At 33.4% G+C, this 19,108-nt stretch carries 22 protein-coding genes and 1 pseudogene; 5 read left to right on the forward strand and 18 right to left on the reverse strand.

The features are described from left to right. Positions 1 to 4 precede the first annotated feature (4 nt). Together C564_RS0113615 and C564_RS0113620 are read right to left on the reverse strand one after the other, a co-directional pair. Positions 5 to 853 carry an endonuclease I family protein gene (locus C564_RS0113615; protein WP_003198008.1) on the reverse strand — a complete coding sequence of 283 codons (849 nt, stop codon included), beginning with the start codon at positions 851 to 853 and terminating at the stop codon, positions 5 to 7. A gap of 112 nt (positions 854 to 965) precedes the next feature. Beyond that, positions 966 to 2,387 carry a zinc dependent phospholipase C family protein gene (locus C564_RS0113620; RefSeq protein ID WP_003198006.1) on the reverse strand — a complete coding sequence of 474 codons (1,422 nt, stop codon included), beginning with the start codon at positions 2,385 to 2,387 and terminating at the stop codon, positions 966 to 968. A 211-nt stretch (positions 2,388 to 2,598) separates the two neighbouring features. Here C564_RS0113620 and C564_RS37425 point away from each other — a divergent pair, with 211 nt between their 5' ends. Continuing rightward, a complete protein-coding gene (locus C564_RS37425) occupies positions 2,599 to 2,802 on the forward strand; it encodes a hypothetical protein (RefSeq protein WP_018765695.1) in 204 nt (67 codons plus the stop codon). 151 nt (positions 2,803 to 2,953) lie between these two features. On the opposite strand, the gene C564_RS0113630 is transcribed toward C564_RS37425, so the two are convergent. Next, positions 2,954 to 3,814 carry a DegV family protein gene (locus C564_RS0113630; RefSeq protein WP_006095090.1) on the reverse strand — a complete coding sequence of 287 codons (861 nt, stop codon included), beginning with the start codon at positions 3,812 to 3,814 and terminating at the stop codon, positions 2,954 to 2,956. A gap of 263 nt (positions 3,815 to 4,077) precedes the next feature. On the opposite strand from C564_RS0113630, the gene C564_RS0113635 reads away from it, so the two are divergent. Then, the gene (locus tag C564_RS0113635) at positions 4,078 to 4,509 is read left to right on the forward strand and encodes a GNAT family N-acetyltransferase (RefSeq protein WP_003198003.1); all 432 of its coding nucleotides are present in this window, start codon (positions 4,078 to 4,080) and stop codon (positions 4,507 to 4,509) included. A gap of 110 nt (positions 4,510 to 4,619) precedes the next feature. Here the strand turns inward: C564_RS0113635 and C564_RS0113640 are convergent, their stop codons facing one another. Continuing rightward, positions 4,620 to 5,018, reverse strand: coding sequence for a YxeA family protein (locus C564_RS0113640; protein WP_018765696.1), 399 nt, complete (start codon positions 5,016 to 5,018; stop codon positions 4,620 to 4,622). 293 nt (positions 5,019 to 5,311) lie between these two features. Here C564_RS0113640 and C564_RS0113645 point away from each other — a divergent pair, with 293 nt between their 5' ends. Next, positions 5,312 to 5,632 carry a hypothetical protein gene (locus C564_RS0113645; protein WP_018765697.1) on the forward strand — a complete coding sequence of 107 codons (321 nt, stop codon included), beginning with the start codon at positions 5,312 to 5,314 and terminating at the stop codon, positions 5,630 to 5,632. Between the two features lie 57 nt (positions 5,633 to 5,689). On the opposite strand, the gene C564_RS0113650 is transcribed toward C564_RS0113645, so the two are convergent. The 5 genes from C564_RS0113650 to C564_RS0113670 all read right to left on the reverse strand — a co-directional run bounded on the left by C564_RS0113650 (position 5,690) and on the right by C564_RS0113670 (position 11,281). After that, the gene (locus tag C564_RS0113650; protein ID WP_003197998.1) at positions 5,690 to 7,225 is read right to left on the reverse strand and encodes an MDR family MFS transporter; all 1,536 of its coding nucleotides are present in this window, start codon (positions 7,223 to 7,225) and stop codon (positions 5,690 to 5,692) included. Between the two features lie 23 nt (positions 7,226 to 7,248). Then, complete coding sequence (locus C564_RS0113655) at positions 7,249 to 7,956, reverse strand: hypothetical protein (RefSeq protein ID WP_018765698.1); 708 nt, start codon at positions 7,954 to 7,956, stop codon at positions 7,249 to 7,251. Positions 7,957 to 7,981: 25 nt separating this feature from the next. Next, a complete protein-coding gene (locus tag C564_RS0113660) occupies positions 7,982 to 8,692 on the reverse strand; it encodes a polymer-forming cytoskeletal protein (RefSeq protein WP_006095093.1) in 711 nt (236 codons plus the stop codon). Between the two features lie 13 nt (positions 8,693 to 8,705). Next, positions 8,706 to 9,329, reverse strand: a complete 624-nt coding sequence (locus C564_RS0113665; protein WP_018765699.1) for a YhbD family protein — start codon at positions 9,327 to 9,329, stop codon at positions 8,706 to 8,708. A 161-nt stretch (positions 9,330 to 9,490) separates the two neighbouring features. Beyond that, a complete protein-coding gene (locus tag C564_RS0113670) occupies positions 9,491 to 11,281 on the reverse strand; it encodes an SgrR family transcriptional regulator (RefSeq protein ID WP_081621473.1) in 1,791 nt (596 codons plus the stop codon). 47 nt (positions 11,282 to 11,328) lie between these two features. Here C564_RS0113670 and C564_RS0113675 point away from each other — a divergent pair, with 47 nt between their 5' ends. Together C564_RS0113675 and C564_RS0113680 are read left to right on the forward strand one after the other, a co-directional pair. Further along, positions 11,329 to 12,534 (forward strand): MDR family MFS transporter, encoded by a 1,206-nt coding sequence (locus tag C564_RS0113675; RefSeq protein WP_018765701.1) that lies wholly within the window; start codon positions 11,329 to 11,331, stop codon positions 12,532 to 12,534. A 198-nt stretch (positions 12,535 to 12,732) separates the two neighbouring features. After that, a complete protein-coding gene (locus C564_RS0113680) occupies positions 12,733 to 13,095 on the forward strand; it encodes a hypothetical protein (protein ID WP_003207400.1) in 363 nt (120 codons plus the stop codon). A 246-nt stretch (positions 13,096 to 13,341) separates the two neighbouring features. Here C564_RS0113680 and C564_RS0113690 read toward each other — a convergent pair whose 3' ends face one another. The 9 genes and pseudogenes from C564_RS0113690 to C564_RS0113730 form a co-directional block, all read right to left on the reverse strand. After that, complete coding sequence (locus tag C564_RS0113690; protein WP_003197987.1) at positions 13,342 to 13,737, reverse strand: hypothetical protein; 396 nt, start codon at positions 13,735 to 13,737, stop codon at positions 13,342 to 13,344. A gap of 95 nt (positions 13,738 to 13,832) precedes the next feature. Continuing rightward, positions 13,833 to 14,081: a GlsB/YeaQ/YmgE family stress response membrane protein gene (locus C564_RS0113695; RefSeq protein ID WP_003197984.1), complete on the reverse strand. Its 249-nt coding sequence runs from the start codon at positions 14,079 to 14,081 to the stop codon at positions 13,833 to 13,835. 207 nt (positions 14,082 to 14,288) lie between these two features. Continuing rightward, positions 14,289 to 15,014 (reverse strand): annotated as a pseudogene (locus tag C564_RS37430) (nucleoside hydrolase); the annotation flags it as partial. Positions 15,015 to 15,257: 243 nt separating this feature from the next. After that, positions 15,258 to 15,983: an ABC transporter permease gene (locus C564_RS0113705; protein WP_018765704.1), complete on the reverse strand. Its 726-nt coding sequence runs from the start codon at positions 15,981 to 15,983 to the stop codon at positions 15,258 to 15,260. Beyond that, positions 15,980 to 16,708 carry an ABC transporter ATP-binding protein gene (locus C564_RS0113710; protein WP_003198191.1) on the reverse strand — a complete coding sequence of 243 codons (729 nt, stop codon included), beginning with the start codon at positions 16,706 to 16,708 and terminating at the stop codon, positions 15,980 to 15,982. The genes C564_RS0113705 and C564_RS0113710 overlap by 4 nt, the downstream gene beginning before the upstream one ends. Next, on the reverse strand, positions 16,708 to 17,178 hold the full coding sequence (locus C564_RS0113715) for a DUF3021 domain-containing protein (protein ID WP_018765705.1): 471 nt from the start codon (positions 17,176 to 17,178) through the stop codon (positions 16,708 to 16,710). The genes C564_RS0113710 and C564_RS0113715 overlap by 1 nt, the downstream gene beginning before the upstream one ends. 12 nt (positions 17,179 to 17,190) lie before the next feature. Next, complete coding sequence (locus C564_RS0113720) at positions 17,191 to 17,631, reverse strand: LytTR family DNA-binding domain-containing protein (RefSeq protein ID WP_003198186.1); 441 nt, start codon at positions 17,629 to 17,631, stop codon at positions 17,191 to 17,193. Between the two features lie 419 nt (positions 17,632 to 18,050). Beyond that, positions 18,051 to 18,242 (reverse strand): YvzF family protein, encoded by a 192-nt coding sequence (locus tag C564_RS0113725; protein ID WP_003198184.1) that lies wholly within the window; start codon positions 18,240 to 18,242, stop codon positions 18,051 to 18,053. A gap of 69 nt (positions 18,243 to 18,311) precedes the next feature. Beyond that, positions 18,312 to 19,097: a class I SAM-dependent methyltransferase gene (locus C564_RS0113730; protein WP_018765706.1), complete on the reverse strand. Its 786-nt coding sequence runs from the start codon at positions 19,095 to 19,097 to the stop codon at positions 18,312 to 18,314. Positions 19,098 to 19,108 lie beyond the last annotated feature (11 nt).

Consider the following 19,108-nt stretch of genomic DNA (forward strand, 5'->3'; position numbering starts at 1 on the left):
TTATTTATTTCCAAATTTCATTTGCCCATTCAGGATGATCAATAAATGGATTACGATTATGTTGATATTTTGTAAAAATAACTTCATTACGCTTTCGTTCCAAATCATCGACAGGGTCTTGTTCATTCCATTTTAGTAAAACAGATAGTTTCCCCATATATGGATCTTTATTGTTATTCACTTTTTCATTAAGCTCTAAATCTACTTCGCCATTGTCTCCTTCATAACGAACAGCCATGTAAAATAACATTCTAGCAATATCCCCTTTTACACTATCACGAGGTTCCCAAGAATCACTATCGTATTTACATTCTGTTGCTTCTGAATGACTCACACCGCCATTATCAAAATCCAAATTCCCACGTGAACTATTGACAGATACATCCGTAGCTCTTAAATGGTGAAGGTCCGTTCCTGGTCCTGCAGCTGTCCCAAAATCACCGTGAGATTTTGCCCAAACATGCTCTCGGTTCCAATTATCGACCCCTGAACCATTTGTAAATTTTCCTTGCGAACGTCCTGTATATAAGAGAAGAACATTGTTTTTATTATTTGGATCTTCATCAGTATCTCTTAGTGCTTCCCAAACCGCACTGTATGATATCTTTGTATGATTATCAATAATATTATGAAGCTCCTTTTTTAATTCTGAACCCGCTTTTCCCTTTGCGCTATTATAATATGTATCATCATAATTTTTTACAGTAACCTCTTGTGTTAAAATCATCTCTGCTTTCGGAGACGCAGACACTACTTCAGCATATGTAGTATCTGTAAATGATAAGGACGAGGAACCTAAAATAAAGAATGAAGAAATAGCAACCATACTTAGTTTTATTTTTTGAAATGGCATATACACAAATCCCCTTTAAAATTAGATGCTAGTTAATGAACAAAAAACTCATTCTAAATACATGAAGTATTATTAAAATATATAAATTTTTCTTTCTCTCTTCTAGGAAATCCTATTCAGCCTGTATAAATTTCCATGCTTTTGGTTGATCCGTTTTCTTTCCTAACACAATCCAGCTCTTCCCTTTACCATTTTCTTGATAATTTACTGGGTATCCATCTGTATATAGGTAATATTCAGCTGAATTATTCGGATTTGGATACACTTTAAACTGTGCAGTATTTGCTTTTTGTTTCGCAAGATGTACCCAATTTGTCATGTTGGAGTAATTAAGAAATACGTAATTATCATAGTTGGATTGCGTCATTTTCAGCAGTACACTTTCTCCGCGATGGAGGATTCCATTATTCTCTTTATCAAATACAAACTGAACAGGTGTACCGTGAACTTTATTATCATCTACATGATTAGATAATAGTGCGTAATCATTCGCAGCATATACTTCAAAGGTCAAACCTCTATTTAGAAACTCACTTGGTACTACGAAGTATTTTTTATTATCTTGTATTGCTTCTCCTTTAGAATCTTTTACTATCGTATTTTCAATATCTTCAGCAGCAGTATTTCCAACAAATGTGTTAAACCATAAATGAATAAATCCCGCTGTATTTCTTTGAGCTTTTTCTAAACTTCTCTGAACAGCTGGCATAACTTCTTCTTGCCAAAGAGCATTGTTTCCTTTATTATAGTGAGATTTAATCTCGTCATTGGTAATGTTCCCGATTTCCACTTTTGCGAGTTTCGCTGTTTCATGGATCCACTGTTTTGGATCATTAGAATTCACTAAATTATATACGCCCTCACCATCAGATACTTCATACTGTGTCTGAATTGTCGTCACATAATTTTCAAAAGCGCTATGAAACTTTAAAGCACTCATGTCGACGGCTGTAAAATTAGCAGCATGCATTGGCTGAGTAGCATCTGTGAAGTAGTGCGTCGCAACACCTAAATAATAAAAAGCTTGTTTTCGGTCATCCTTCTTAAAGTATTCACCTGCTAATTTAAAATATTTATCTCCTTGCGAGAGAGCTGTTGGTTCTTCTTCTCCTTTATAGTTCTTTCTCGTATCAGGATCGTAGAAGTGAGATTTCCATCCTCCCTTAATTAGCCCATCAATGCCTATCGTACCTGTACCGCCATCGTTAAATTCATCAAGGTAATCGGCATCATAAAGACCTCTTTCAAATAACTCCTTATATTCAGGAGTATTTAAAAATTGTAATTCATTTGCTTGAACCGTCTTATCTTGATTACGACCCATAATTTGAATTGCGTTTCGTGCAATCCATAAATGTGTGCTTTCATTAGGATGGTGCGGATGCTCCGCAGACCATCTTTTCACACGTTTGTGCTCTTGGTTTTCCTGTTTCATTACTTCGTCAATTCCACAAGCATATGTTTCTGTTGGAATTGTCATTGCAATAGAAGATATTGCTGTTACAAAAGCTAGTGTACATAATTTCTTTTTCATACGATTCTCCTAAATTTCAATTTCATCAATAACGTAAACGATTTTACTTTTAAACAAAAATACCCTTCCACATTAAAAATGTAGTTTAATAATAACCTATATATTTCAATTTTTTTATGCAATTATACATATTTAGTTGCTAGCTAAAAAGACTACAGTTTATCGATGATTGAAATCAAAAATATTTATTAAATAAGAAAGAGGGACGAATATGATTTTGAGAACAAATGACAAAAAGGCGCGAAAAACAGTAAGATATGTTGCAGGATTTGTTATACTTTTAATACTAGTATCCTTTATATATCAATGGAATAACGGTTTAGAGATTGATACGACTGAGAGAGTTTCTTTCATACTAGTTCTCACTAGTTTCCTTTCTACCTTCTTGCCTGTTAGAAAAAAAGCTAGTGAATAATAAAAAAGTTACGTCTGCTACTGTAAATCGTTTGTATTACATATATTCTTTATTGCATTTGATATATTAATTCCTCCTACGATGTTATCCTCATCTATTTCGTACAAAACTATGATTGTAAAAAAAAAGATTGATCAAAAAGATCAATCCTTTACTCTACTTCATTTAAGAAGAACAATGTTAAAACACCTGGTCCTGTATGCGCACCGATTGCTGCTCCAATTGTATTTACAATAAACACATCACAGCCAAATTTTTCAGTAATTAACGCTTTTAATGCATTCGCAGTTTCTAAATCATCACCATGTGTAATGCCAACTGTTTGACCTTTAAGGTCTTTTCCTCGCTCTTCCATTATATCGACAATTCGGCCTAAAACTTTCTTTCTACCTCTAATTTTTTCAAGTGGTACAAGCTTTCCTTCTTCCACATTTAGAATCGGCTTAATATTTAATAAACCACCAATAAATCCAGCTACCTTACTTAAACGACCACCTCTAACAAGATACTGCAAATCAGCAACTGTAAAGATATGCTCCATATGTTTTGTTAGAAAAGCAATTCGTTTCAAAATTTCTTCTTTTGATGCACCTTCTTTAGCCATTTTCGCAGCTTCTAATACAACAAGACCTTGACCAAGTGAAGCGCATTTTGTATCAATAATTTCCAAATCGAAATCTGCATATGTTTCTTGTACTTCTTCTTTAATCACTACTGAAGATTGATATGTACCAGAAAGTTCAGAAGAGAAAGCTACATATATACAAGGTGTACTTTGCTTTGCATATGTAACGAACTTTTCTTGGAATGTTTCTAATGATGGCAGCGATGTCTTAAATACCTCGCCTTCTCTCATCTTTTGTAATAATTGAACCGAATCTAATGTTACTCCATCTAAATACTCTGTTTCTGCCTCATCATATACACGGAGTGGAATCAAATCTATATCATAAGCTTGCAGCAATTCTTTTGGTAAATCAGCAGCACTATCCGTAATGATTTTAACGCTCATTTTTAAACCTCTATTCTATTATAAGTATACTAAAATAAGAACAATTACCTTTAAATTATATACGTAAAACACTTATGAAGAAAGAGAAAGTATTATTAAACTATTCTATATTCTATGCGCGGAATGTGGAGAAATTAACTTCATGATCAAATCAATTTCTCAAACGAGTTATATCTAATTGAACCAAGTACCATTATTTCATTACAAATCATTTTGTTTCCTATACAATAGAAATATCAGAATTTTTCAAGGAGTGTATTTTTATGAAAATAAAATTTGCTTCACCAGAGGATTTAGAATGGATTAACAGTCAGTATAAATCAGTTGGATTTGTGCCAAGTGATTTAAAAAAAGATAAAGTGGCAATTGTGACATACAACGGAGAATATGTTGGACTTGGACGTTTAGTTAAAATTGATCAAAGTACGTTAGAAATGGGCGGTATTTATATACTTCCTAAATTCAGAGGCTATAAATTAGCAGGAGATCTCCTTTCTTTCTTAGTAGACGAAGCAAAGCAATCCAATGTACCTAATATTTATTGCATTCCTTTTGAAGAACTGGCAGCTTTTTATAAAAAATATGGTTTTAAAGAAATTAATACTGATCAAGAGGGTGTTCATCCTACTGTATTAAATAAATATAATTGGTGTTTACGGGAATATGATAAAAATGTTTTGTTGTTTAAATTATAAGCACTTTTGAATTCAAACTTCATTTCATACCATTATTTGCTTCTTCAAACAAAAAGGCAGCATGTACAATTATACATGCTGCCTTTTCATCTATGAACAATCCTTATATATTAGTTTTTATCCATCTGCTTTAGTGCTTTTTTAGGAATTTCATTTTGTTGGACTTCTTCATATGTTGAAATCCCTTTATATCCCTCACTATTTGGTTCATCAAATACATACACACGTAAAAAAGCATTTAGCTTTAAATTTTTATTAGCATCGAACTTAATACTCGTCTTATTTCCATCTTTATCATATGCAATTACGTTATACTCGTAACGCTTCCAAGTAGGATCATCTTTATCTACCTGATATTCTTTTCCGTTCTCCGTAATATGAACATACATTTTATCTTTGCCCAATTTTTGCTTCATTTCAGCTAAATCCCAATCAAAGCTTACAAAAGCAGTCATTAAAAGACCTAATAATACGAGAAAAGCAATCAAAGTTATTAACAGTTTCTTCATGTTTTCAACCTCTTGTTTTAATAGTATGTGACACCTCGTATACTATCAGAAACCTTATGATCTATTTATCTATTTTCCTTACAAAAACCTTACACTTTTGTAATAAATTCGAACTGATTTTGAATTAGCAAGGATTTCCTTTCCCTTCACTGAACAGCACTTCTCCTACCCGAACTTTTGGATGCAAATATTATAATTGAGAATGATAATAAGGAAACAATTTCATCTTTCCACTAAAAAACGTTATAATAAACTGTAGCCTCTACGATTATGTTATAAAGGAGAATGAAACAATGGCTAAAATTAAAGTATACCAAGTAAAAGAAGAACATATGGAAACAGTAAAAGACATTATTGATGTTCAAGAAGAAAACCCAACTGCTGAACATTTACAAACTCTATACACATGTGTATTAGATACTGAGGATATGGCATTGCCTGAATCATATATCGAAGAAGATATTTTAATCGATTCTATTGAAGTAATGGTAAACGTGTCTCAAAATAAAGTAAGAGACCTAGGCACATACGATGTAATTGAAGTACAAAACAAAGGTAAAAAAACACAGATTTTATTATTAGCAGACGAAGAATATGAAGTAATCGAAGGTTAATTTGTAAAGTTACATACAAAAAAGCTCCTTTCTATTTGAGAAAGGAGCTTTTTTCTTCTATGCTTTTGATGTTTCAGCCTTTATCTTACCTTGTTCTTTCTTGTATACCATTCGTTCATTCCCCATAAAGAAAATAAACACGAATGCTAAACCTGCTGGAACTAACGCCCACATAAAAGTATGAACGATAGAACTTGAAAGGGCTTCAATAATTTTATCTAATATTTGTGGCGGAATTTGAGATCTTGCGCCTTCTGAAAGAATTGCTCTTGAATTCCCTAGAGCGTTGCTATTTATTCCGCCATCCATTCCTTTAAATGCTTCTTCTAATTGATCTTGAAAACCTGTTCTTTGAATCATACCAAATATTGTAATCCCAAGGGTCATTCCTAATGAACGGATAAAGTTACTCGTTGAAGTTGCTGATCCCCTCTGGTTCATACCGAAATTATGAATTGCAGCCATACTTAATACAGAGAATGAGAAACCTACGCCAAAACCAATAATAATCATATAAATGGTTAACCATACACGGCTCGTTTCTGGTGTTAATGTACTTAATAAGAACAATCCACCAAGCATAATCACAGCTGAAATAATCATGATATTACGGTAACTTAGCTTTGACGTTAAAAATCCGCCTAACTGTGCTGTAACGACTGATCCTAACATCATTGGCAATAGTAATAAGCCAGAATTCGTTGCCGATCCGCCATATACACCTTGAATGAACAAAGGAATATATACAGTTGCTGACATAAAAGCAGCCCCGTAAAATAAAGCGATAATTGTACTCATCCCGAATAAGCGCTGTTTAAACATTTCAAACGATATGATAGGTTCTACCACTTTTCTTTCAATAAAAATAAACATAATAATTAAAATAGCAAATGCCGCAAATAAACTTAAAATAAAAGTAGAGTCCCAATCATACTTCTGTCCACCAAGTTCTAATGCGAACATTAAACAAACAACTGCACCGACTAGTGTAATTGCACCAAACCAATCAATCTTTTGTTTTTGATGAACGCGCGATTCTTTATAAAAGAATACAATAAAAATAAGTGATAGAATACCAAGCGGTAAGTTAATATAAAACACCCAGTGCCAGCTAATGTAGTCTGTAATATATGCGCCAAGTAAAGGACCGAAAATACTAGATAATCCAAAGACCGCACCAAATAATCCACCCATTTTCCCGCGCTTTTGGGGCGGAAAAATATCAAAAACAATAGTAAAGGCAATTGGAACAAGTGCCCCGCCACCAATACCTTGGATCGCACGATAAATACCTAACTGCGTAATATTTTCTGCGGTACCACAAAGTGCCGAACCAATCATAAAGACAATTAAGCCGAAAATAAAGAATCTTTTTCTACCATACATATCTGATAGTTTTCCGAAAATCGGCATTCCTGCCATTTCTGCTACCATATACGCCGATACAACCCAAACAAAGTTTTCTAATCCGCCTAAATCGCCAACAATTGTTCCCATCGCTGTAACAACAATGGTATTATCCATTGATGCCATTAAAATCCCTAGCAATAAACCAGCAACTACAAAGCTAAGTTTACTATTCTTTGCAACCATATATCTTGCTCTCCCTCTTACAACTATATTTGTTTATGTTCTTTTACAACTGATTTGCCTTTTTGATTAAAGCTAGTATGATATTCAACAACACTTATTTCACAGCCAGGGCCAATTGTAACATTGTTCCCCCTCACTACTTCAGCTATTGTATGCTCTAAATAAATGTCATTACCTTCAATAATTGATGTTTGAAGATTACCAGTATGACTTGTAAAAGGAATAAATCTAGCTTTTTTTCGTACTGTAATCTTTTTCCCACCAATTTCTCTTACTTTACTTCCTTCATAACGCAAGATAATGTTAATATTTTCAGCATTTAAAAGCCCTTCACTTTCAAGACCACCCGTTAATAAAAATTCTTCAACTTCAATATCTTCTTTTACAGTCAGCCCTCCTTTAATGTCCACAAAGTTTCCGGATAACTTTCCATTCACTTCGAACATTCCTCGAATTTTTATTTTGTTAATGTGACAATCATTCTGCACTTGTGTATTACCATATACTTTCACATACTCAGCATGCAAACCACCTTGTACTTCACTATCTCCATACACAATATATGAATTTGTCGTCATATCACCACGAACGTCGCTCGTTCCATATGCTTTAAATTCATTGCAGTTCACATCATTTGAAATTGTTCCTTCTCCTCGAATTTTCACCTTATTATAGATTCCACCTGATGAACTACCAGAACCATTCAATGTAAGACTATTTCGCTTTTCCATTTACATTCCTCTCTCTATAAAAAAATTAAACTTGCTGAATTTCTTTTACTTTTGCATTTTTATCAACATGAAGAACTCCCGTATATTCTATAAGTCCAATCTCACAATTCGGCCCCACTGTAACATTGTTACCTCTTACAGTTTTAATTTGCACGTAATCAATATCAATATTGTCACCTTCTAACAATTCAGCTTCTAAATGTGATCCAAACACCGTTTTAAAAAGCCCACTAAATGCTGTTGGTCTGTGTCTTACTTTAATTGTTTGACCACCTATTTCTTTTACTCTACATGTACCATGAATATCGATGTCAATTTCATCTGCGCTTAGTAAGCCACCAATTGTGAATTGCCCTTCTGACGAAAAGATATCTACTTCACAATTACCGTCAATAGTCGCTTGCCCACGGATTTTAAGCTCTTCTCCTGTCAAAGTACCACCAATTGTTCCTTTTCCAGCAATCTTTAAGTTGTTAGCCTTTACATCTTTTGTAATCGTTGCTTTTCCATCAATTCGCATATTTTCAGTGCTTACTGTACCGTCAACTTTACCGGATCCACTAATTTTTGTGTTCTCGCTTTTTAAATCACCATTTACACTACCTGACCCATTACATTCAAATTCATCACAGTCAATATTTCCATTAACAGTTCCTTTTCCATTTAACTGTACTTTATGGAACTCTCCACCATTTGAAGAACCATAGCCATTTATAATTAATTTTTCTGTATGCATTATTTCTCCTCCACTACAATAGTTTTGATTTTAATGCTTCTGTATATTGCATGATTGTTAAACGTACGACTATCTTCGTACCTTTTTCAAAAAATAGATCTTCCACATTTGAAACTAAGAAACATGTAGCAATACCTAGTTTTCGAACCACAACTAATTCACTATTCTTTTGTTTCATGATTTCATAGTGCTCATGCAGCACTTGCAGTATCATCTTACCTTCTTCTAAACTAATTTCTCCAGATTGCAGTAATTCTTCTAAAATGTATACATAGAGAATATCAACAAATTGAAATTCTACCGGTTTATTCGTTTGTTCTATAAAAAACTGCACAACCGGTTCGGAGGCAATACCCTTTCGTATCATGTCTTCTTTCGTTAAAGAAACCTCTGTTACACTTGGTGAAAACATATTCGCTAATTCATCTAGAGACAAATCCTCTTTCATTGTTTGAATTTTATCAATACGTTCTAATATCTTTTCTTTCGGAAAAAATGTTTCTTGCCCTGTAAAAGTTGATTTTCTTACAAACCAATCTTCTGGTATTAAATTCTTTCTTTTCCACCTATATAGCTGTCCGTATGAAATACCAGTCAGTTCTAATAAATCCTTTTTTGAAATTAAATCCGTATTCAACTGTATAACACTCCTTCCTGATAACAATGTAACATAACACTGTTACGCTGTAAATGGGTGTTTATAAAAAATGTGCGAAACAATGTTCAAAATCAAAATGTACTTCCATACAAAAAGGCCCTTTTGATTTTTCAACAGAACCTTTATTAAATGCTTATATATTAAGGTTTAAACCATATATTATAAAAATCAATCCAACCTTGAGCGTTGATGATTATATTTTGTACTTTTTCATGTGTACGTATGTGTTGTTTATTACGATATAAAGGAACAATATGAATATTACGTAACAATGTGTCCTCTATATCGCGTAACAGTGTAATTCGCTTTTCAAAATTAGGTTCAATAAAATATGAATGTAATTGCTCATTAAAATCCAGAGAGCTATGCTGATAAATAAAACTATTTTTTGAAAGAAACATATACAGAAAACTGCTTTCTGTTTGCTCGCTAATGGTAGCACTATCATGAATGATATCTGCTTGCTTTATCATTTGAACCTGTAATAATTCCTGTGTATCAAGAAAAGCTATTTCAATTACAATTCCATATTTGGCACATTCTTTTTGAATCCAATATGAATCTTCTACATGATCTTGTCCTTTAAATGTGTATAAATTTAATATTTCATTATTATACTTACTATTTTGAACCAAGATTTGAATATCCTCTTTTATTCTTGGCATAAAAAAATTCGTCAATAATAATTCCCCTGCTACCTCGCCACGCTCTCCCTCTAACTCACCTATTATTTTGCTGCTATGAATAATTTTATACAACGCTTTGCGAAATGTAATATCTTGCATAGGTCCTTGTTTCTCAGTGTTTAACGTTATATATGTTACATTGGATTCCAGTATAGAAAGTTCCTTATGATACTTTTCTAATTCTTTATGTTGCGCCTTTACGAAAACATCATATGTATCAATACTTTGTGGTACATTCCATAATTCAATCCGATCGAGAAAGGGTCGTTCACGAAAATACAAATCATGAGCTTCTAATACAAAAATAGACTCATTATTTTCACACAGTTTAAACGGTCCTGTTCCAATTAATTTGTCTTCCTCATCTTCCATTACAATAGAACACTGTTCTGAGCTTAAAGCATGTAATAACAATTGATTTTCCGTATGCAAGTGCATTTCTACAATATATTCATTTACAATACGAACACTTTCAACATGTTGAAGCATCCATGAATACGGATTATCCTCTTTATTCATAAACCTACCAAATGTATATACAACATCATGAGCTGTAAATCGTTTTCCATTATGAAATCGAACCCCCTTTCGTAAATAAAAAGTCCATAGTTTTAGATTGTCATTATATTCCCAATGAAAAGCTAGTCTCGGTTCTATTGTATTTGTGCTCTCATTAACATAAATAAGCGTGTCATATAGATGTTTTACCATATGACACTCCGAACGCATTGTAGCATATACAGGATCTAAAGAAATTTTCAGGTTCATTTCAACTTGTAAACGCAGTACATCTTGTCTTCCTCGAGAAGTCATTTCAATTTGATAACCAAATATCGAATCTATCCAAGCTTGGAATTGTTTTTCTAATATGGGGAAATATGAGCTATATTGCTCAACAAATGCTTTTCCACCCTTTACATCCCCTTGTTTCGTTATTTCTTTCCCCTGTTCTAAAATTAAAGAAATAGGATTTTTTTGAAACGATAACTTTGATCGATTCCCTCTTCCGCATCCTGGAAACCAACAAATCCACGCTAACTCTTCTAATTTTTTTATAATAAATTTACTATTACGATCCGTACAAAAAAATGTTTCCGATATATTTTGTAATGATATTTCTATTTTTTCTTCCTCTGTTCTCCCTTTTCCATACTGGACCCACAGCTGTATGTACTGCTCCAAAATAACCATACTTTTCCCCCTAAAAGATGAAAAATCTCCTTCTTTCATTCTACCCTTTTTCATTTCTTGCTTCTATCTTAAGATTTCTATATAGAAAGGGGAAATGAAGAATGAATCATCTTATAAAACGCTATAATAAACCAATCCGGATTCGATTATTAGGTGAGTTGTTAACTAGAACAACTCAGGCCATGTTAGCAATTATTTTTATTGTCCATGTCAATAAAGCACTAGAAGGTAATGTGATTATGACAATGCTTCTGTTTGGATTGCAGCCACTTTCTGATATTGTGTTCACAATCATTGCTGGAGGTGTAACAGATCGCTACGGTAGAAAGAAAATTATGTTACTCGGATTATTCGTGCAAGCAATTGCAATAGGCGGATTTGTTTTTGCTGAATCAGTCCTATTCTTTGCTTTGTTATATGTAATGAACGGTATTGGCCGCTCCTTATATATTCCTGCTCAGCGTGCACAAATTGCCGATTTAACTGAACAAAAACAACAAGCTGAAATATTCGCTGTTCTTCAAACAGTAGGAGCTATCGGTGCTGTGATTGGTCCATTCATCGGTGCCTTTTTTTACAATAGTCACCCTGAATACTTATTTGTCATTCAAGCTGTAACTCTCCTGCTGTATGCCATTCTCGTTTGGACACAACTGCCAGAAACAGCTCCAATCATTCAAACTAATGAAAAATCAGCACAAGTAACAACACGTACACAGTTTATTTTTAAGCATTATGCTATATTTGGACTCATGATATCTACTCTTCCGATTAGCTTTTTCTATGCCCAAACTGAAACAAATTATCGTGTATTCGCAGAAGATATCTTTCCAAATTTCTTATTTGTTCTCGCATTTATCTCGACTTGTAAAGCTGTAATGGAAATCATCCTGCAAGTTGGTCTTGTCAAATGGTCTGAACCATTTTCAATGCCTAAAATAATTGTAATTTCATATATTTGTTATACATTCGCTGCTATTGGTTATGGTTATTCTACAACATTATGGTCACTCTTCTTCACATTGCTTTTCCTGACAATTGGTGAAAGTATTGCTTTAAATCACTTACTACGATTTGTTTCCAGAATAGCACCAAGTCACAAGCGGGGATTATATTTTTCTATCTACGGCATACACTGGGATATTTCTCGAACGTGCGGTCCTGCTATAGGTGCAGTTATATTAAGTCATGTAAGCGGCGGCACTCTATTTTATATTTGCGCCTGCTTGTTAATAATCGGAGGAATTGTTCAAACTTATTTTGTATATTCAGTAGAGCGTAATAAATCAAAAGAGCTGTTCTTATAACAGAACAGCTCTTTTTCTTATATCAACTACCCTGCCATATTATTAACACTGTCCTCTGTGGAAAACTCTACATGTATATATTCTTTATTCATAATTTCTTCCTTAAAACATATCCTATTTATTTGTTATACTGAATAGATAATAGAAAAATTTTACTGGGTTTGATAACCATTTTATTCACTTTAAAGAAGAGGTATAATGAATAAAGCTATCGACATACAATATCTGTGTCATTTAATATATCAAACATTTTCAATTCCTGTTCATTTTTTGTCTACAAATAATGATATCTTATATGAATTTATTTCTAACGATAGTTGTAGTCCTTTTTATTCCTCTAAGAAAGAACAACTAAATGACCTTTATCAAAAAAATGATCCCTATAACTTTCCACTCATCAAGACCAATCGTTATCTAGAAAATTTTGTTTTAATTCACATAGTAGATCATGAATACATGGAGGGAACTCTTATCATTGGCTCTTCTGCATACCCACGTTTATCAGAAGATATGGTTATTGAACTCATGAATGAATTTGCACACAATTGCAATAAAGGCTGACTTCTAGTGCACTCTTTCACTCGGTTATGTTGGATAATTTTTATCTTTTACAAGTAAAAAGCTTCACTTTTCAAATGTCCGAAGAAACTTTTTCATGGTATGGGTGCTCCTTTGAGCAGATATCCCCCTTCTCTACTAATAAATTGTTATTTTTTAAGATTTCTGCTAACAATTTGTATAACCATTTTTGTGAAATTTATCCAAAATAAAAAAGCCGCCCTATTAAAGGCAGCTTTAGCTATGTATTTATACTTCAATACTTTTTCCATCTTCAACGATGTGGTAAAGTAAATGAGCTAAATGATGAATTGGACCATATTCTTCCTCTTCTTCATCTGTTTCACCTTGGAATTCAAGGTCATTTAAGTAAAGTGCTAAAAATTGATAGAATAATTTCAAATCAAATCCGTAGCAAGCACTTGGCTCTTCATGATCTCCTTCATATTGCAACATTAAGTATTGTTCATTGCCTTCTGCATCTTCTGCATCAAAGAATACAAAGAAACCAACATTTGTATCTAGATCAAATAGATGACGAGTACCGTTTTCTGTTACTTTATTGAAGTCCTCTTCACTTAACTTATGTACTGTTGTTGCTTTTGCATTGTCTTCTTGATGAAAGTTTACTGTAAATGATTTCAATGCTTACACCTCCTGATTGTATAACAGTAGCATAACAGATTAGGACAAATAATACAAAAATGGATCGCTGACAATTTTCAGCGATCCACCTAATTTCATTTTCGCATTGCACGCAGTAATAAGCTGACAATAAAAATTAAAACAATGGCACCAATTAATGCTGGAATAATTGCATACCCTCCGATAACCGGTCCAAACGTACCCAATAACAATGTTCCAAGCCAAGAACCGATTATCCCAGCAATAATATTTCCAATCACACCACCAGGTACATCTTTACCAACGATTAAACTTGCTAGCCATCCTAAAATACCACCAACAATTAAAGACCATATAAATGCCATATCACTATACCTCCTTAATTTTACAAAACAAAAATAATACCTATAAATTATTGCTTACCATTAGTTATGCTACTATTTTTGATAAGTTATACCTTAAATGCCACGTATAGCTTTTTATACAATTGAATTAATACAGTTTTGTATCCATTCAAAATAAATTATTTTTCCAAACCATATTATTCCTCGATGATCTGATAGCCTTATTCCCTAAGAACAATCTGGTTTCAACATTGTTCTCATAAATTTTTTTAAAACGTTTGATAGTTAAAATCAATGGCCATTCTTTGTACAGACCGATTATCAAATCTTATGGGTTCAGCAATCTTTCTAAAATCAGCTACACTTTGTCCTCGAGTTTCGTCATTTGTTGTACTTATCCATACAGCAGACTTTTTATATTCAAAGATATTATCATTCATTAATGAAATAAACGATAATAAATCATGAATGGGACTTCCACCAATTCCAAGGTATTCTTTTTTATAAAAGTTCTCATAATAAAAATCAATCATTGGCTTAATTAGTTTTGCTAGCCCTGTTCCCTTTTCATTAATAATGTTTCCATTTCAGGAGTAATAAGTGCCTGCTGCGTTACATTTAACGGATAAACACTAACATTCTTGGCATATTTCATGACAATATTAGTTGCAATTGGATCTCCATAAAGTGAAACTTTAATCAGTGGGGGTTTTCTTCATCCTCCTCTGATTATTAGTTGAACGAATCGGGCTTTTATGGGCAGTTGTTGATCCCCCACCTAACTTCTTTGCTTTCGCTGAACTTTGAGGTGGGGGTCTTACTGCCCGTTAATGCGGGGTAAAAGTTAGCTTCTGAAACAGGAGTAACATTACCTGGAAATAAAAATGCGCCACCCATTATATAATAAGCGCATACTTGGTCCATTACATCTGGATACAAAAGAAATAATATTGCATGTTTTATCGGCATAAATTAAAGCAACTGCATCATCGATACCCAAATCTCCAAAAAAGATTTTTTATTAACTCCTCTCACCCTCCTCATCATTTTCTACTATTATTATTATGCGAAAAAGACAAGGCGGTGAAACAGTATCAAATAAAAAAACCGCCTATTTACTGGCGGTTATATGGAGATAATAAAATTGTTTATATTTTATTCAACTATCGTGTATTTTTCACTATGAATACAATTTATTTACCTTTTCATTTTCCTCTTAAAGCCCAAAACAGTGATTACGAAGATAATGATTATATAACCAACTACCCATAATAAAGGTACAACAAGATCACCATATTCACCAGATAAAGCAAATCGTGTAGCATCAACCGCATGAGCAAATGGCAATGCATAACCGACTGTTTTAAACGTACCACCAATCATATCTAACTTAAACCAAGTGCCACTTAACCATGTTGTAAGATTAACAAAAATCGCAAAAATCCCACCAACTTGCTTATCCGTAAAATACGTACCAAGTAGTAGACCAAATCCAATATAAAGCATTGCAATGATAATGAGTAGAATAGTGGCACCTAATACATTCGTATTAAATGATAGACCTAAGAAGAATGCTGAAATAAAGCAAATAACAATTTGAAGAATGGCAACCGGTAATAGTGGAAGAGTGTACCCAGTAATATAATCAGAGGCAGACATAGGGGAAGCAAAAATCCGCATTAAAAACGAACTGCTTTTATCCTTACCAATCAGCATCCCTGAAAATAACGTAATAAAAGAAAAACTGAAAACGATTACACCTGGCGTTAAGTTTTCTATATGATAAAGGTCCAAAGGCATATTTTTCTGCATGATTGAAAAAAGACACATAATAATAACCGGAAGCACAATCCCAAAAAGAAGCGTCAGAGAATCTCGTAAAATCTCCTTACGATTACGTGAAGCAAATGCTAAATATCTCATAGTCCGCCTCCCTCTTCAGTTAGCGTAAGGAAAATATCTTCTAAAGAAGATTGTCCCGTATTTTCTTTTAACTCATCAATCGTTCCAAGTGCATGCAATTTACCACCATGCATAATACCGACGCGATCAGCAAGTGCTTCTACTTCTTCTAGATAGTGCGTCGTTAAAATAATCGTGATTTTACCCTTTAATTCAAGTAGAGTCTTCCACAGATCATGTCTAGCACGAATATCAAGTCCTAGTGTTGGCTCATCTAAAAAAATGATTTGGGGAGACGAAATAAGTGCCATCGCAATGCTTAGCCGGCGCTGCAACCCACCTGATAATGTTTTTGCTTTATTTTTTGCTCGCTCCGAAAGTCCAAACTTTGTCATCATTTCCACCGCTTTTTGCTTAGCCTCTTGCTTATTGCTTCCATAAATACTCGAGATGAATTCTAAATTTTCCTTTACAGAAAGATTCGGAGCTACCGCAGTTTCTTGCGGAGAAATGTTTATTTTTTGTTTTACTGCCGTAGGTTTTTTGATGATACTATCTCCGAACATCAGTGCATCGCCACTTGTAGGTGTAAGTAAGCAACTAAGCATTTTAATCGTTGTTGTTTTTCCAGCAGCATTTTGCCCTAAAAGTGCGAAGAATTCTCCCTTCTTAATCGTCAGTGAAAGATTGTCAACAGCTGTGCGCTCTTTAAATTTTTTCGTTAGATTTTTTATAATTATGGCCATTATTCATCACTTCTCCCTTCAAATTGCCTTGATTGAATCGCAGCATTAATTTTTTTTATATCATTCTTTGAAATCATGTATTGAATAGTCCATGTGATGACATACGTACCTAAAAAACCAATAAAAAAAATCAGTGTGCCTATAGATGTTTTGGGCATCCACAGTAGCGTTACAATCGGCCCCCATACTAGTGCTGTTATACAAAAATGAACGATGTACTGTTTTAGTAGACTCCACTTCACTATGTCAAAAACAAGCGAACTTGTAGCGAATGTGACCCCAATCAGCCCTGTTAACAGTATTTGTACCGTGACAGCTGACATCTCACTAACAAATAAAGAGCGAAACTGTTCCACAACTGGCATATATTCTCCTTGACCTAATGGGAGCGAAATAAGGAGTTGTACGATTTGTCCAATAATCACACCGATAACAAAACCACCAACAACTCGACTAATTATATTTTTCAAGATATTTTCACCTCATATTCCGAACAGTTTCTTAATTTTTGAAACATAGCGTCGAGAAGCATACGTTTTGATATTCCCTGTTAATGACACGCCAATCGTTCCTGTCATACTAATATCCATATTCGTAATCATTTTAATGTTAACAATCTCTGAATTTGAAATACGAACAAAAAATTGACTATTTAATTTCTCTTCCAGTTCATATAACCTTGAGCGAACGGTATAAATACCAGCAGCGGTTTGGAGAAATACCTTCTGTTTCTCTGTATAGATTCTAACGATATCTTTACATTCAACAATTTCAACACCTCTTTCTGAAAATACAGCTAATGAATCCATATGAGTCTCCGATAGTCGCTTCATAATATCAGATATCTCATCTGTCATTTTATCCGTTAGAATGATAATTTTCGGCTCTTTATAAGATGGATCAATCGACACTTCAAACTTCACTTCACCACTTCCCTTTCACTCGCTCTAAATATAAAAGCTATTTAAGTTACTGTAAATGGATTTTCGATAACCGGTTGTTTTCACACGATAACTGGTCAAAAGACAAATATAACAATTAGATACTCCAGGAACATATTCTCTCTTTACAATAAATAGGCACACAAAACAGAACTTCTGTGTGCTGATTCAACTTATGTATTTCTAAATAAAAATCAATTTATTAAATTATTTTTCCATATAGATGTATAACTTATATAGGAAGGAACGAAATATTCAAAATACTTTTTCGCTAAAAAGTTCTCCCCTGTTAATTATATTTTTTACATTTCTATTATACATGAATAGAAAAAACGACACTGTATTTTGTGTCGTTTCGGCTCTCTATCATTAAACAATTTTATTGTTTTTAAAGGACTTTATTATTTGTGAACAGCATTTTCCATCTTTTTATACGACAAATATGCTAATACATTCTTACTTGTATCATATTTAGGATTGTTTCCTTTTTTCGGCTCTCTAACATGTGTCTTTTCAAACCCAGGAATTTCAGGCATTTTCTCCAAAAATTCAACAATCTCTTTTTCCGTTCCCTCAACGCGTACACGAATCATTGTTATTACTCCTCAATTCTCTATTTCTCTGTACTAAGTATAGCGTACTGAGAAAAGACTGCAAGAAAATTATCTTTTTAGCGTTGAACTTTTATGACATACAAACAGTGCCATCTCCGTATAAAATGATTCTACTTTATTATTGTTAAATTGTATGTTGAAGAACTCCTTCATTTCATTTGACGTTTTCATCATACAATCCGTTAACTTGGAGCGTGTTGGCGATGGGACATCCATCATGTTACACCACCAATCAAAATTAAATTGTTTTTCAAATGTGAAACATGATTGCATTCGTAAACCTTGCTTTTCTAATAATGAAATCCACTCTGTTTTTCTAAGCGCTCTCCTGTGACTTGGATCTCGCTTTTTCTCAATAAAATTATAAAATGTATCATATTCTAGGTTTTCTGGGGAGACATTATCAATTAATATAAATAATCCGTTCTCTTCTAACTTTCGATGTACTTCAAAAATAAATTGAGAAGGGTTTGAAAAATGATGCGCTGCAATGCGACAAATAATCGTATCAAACGATTGATTAGAAAATGGTAAATCCTCTGCATTTCCTACTACAAATGATACATTTTCATGTCCGTTTGTCTGGATAAATACTTTCGCTTTTTCTAGCATTTTTTCTGTTAAATCGAGCGCAACAACCTCTTTAAATATCGGGGCTAATAAATTAGCAACATGACCGCCACCTGTAGCGATATCAAGAAGACGAATATTTTTACGATTTTTTACTTGTTGAACGACATACTGTAAATCTGGCCCTTTTGCATGAATTTGACTATTCACATACTTTTCAGCATTACTACCAAATTGTGTTTTCACAAGTTCTTCGTTACTCATTTCAATCATCT

Origin of the sequence: Bacillus sp. 105MF (assembly GCF_000374885.1) — a bacterium.
Classification (GTDB): Bacteria; Bacillota; Bacilli; order Bacillales; family Bacillaceae_G; genus Bacillus_A; species Bacillus_A pseudomycoides.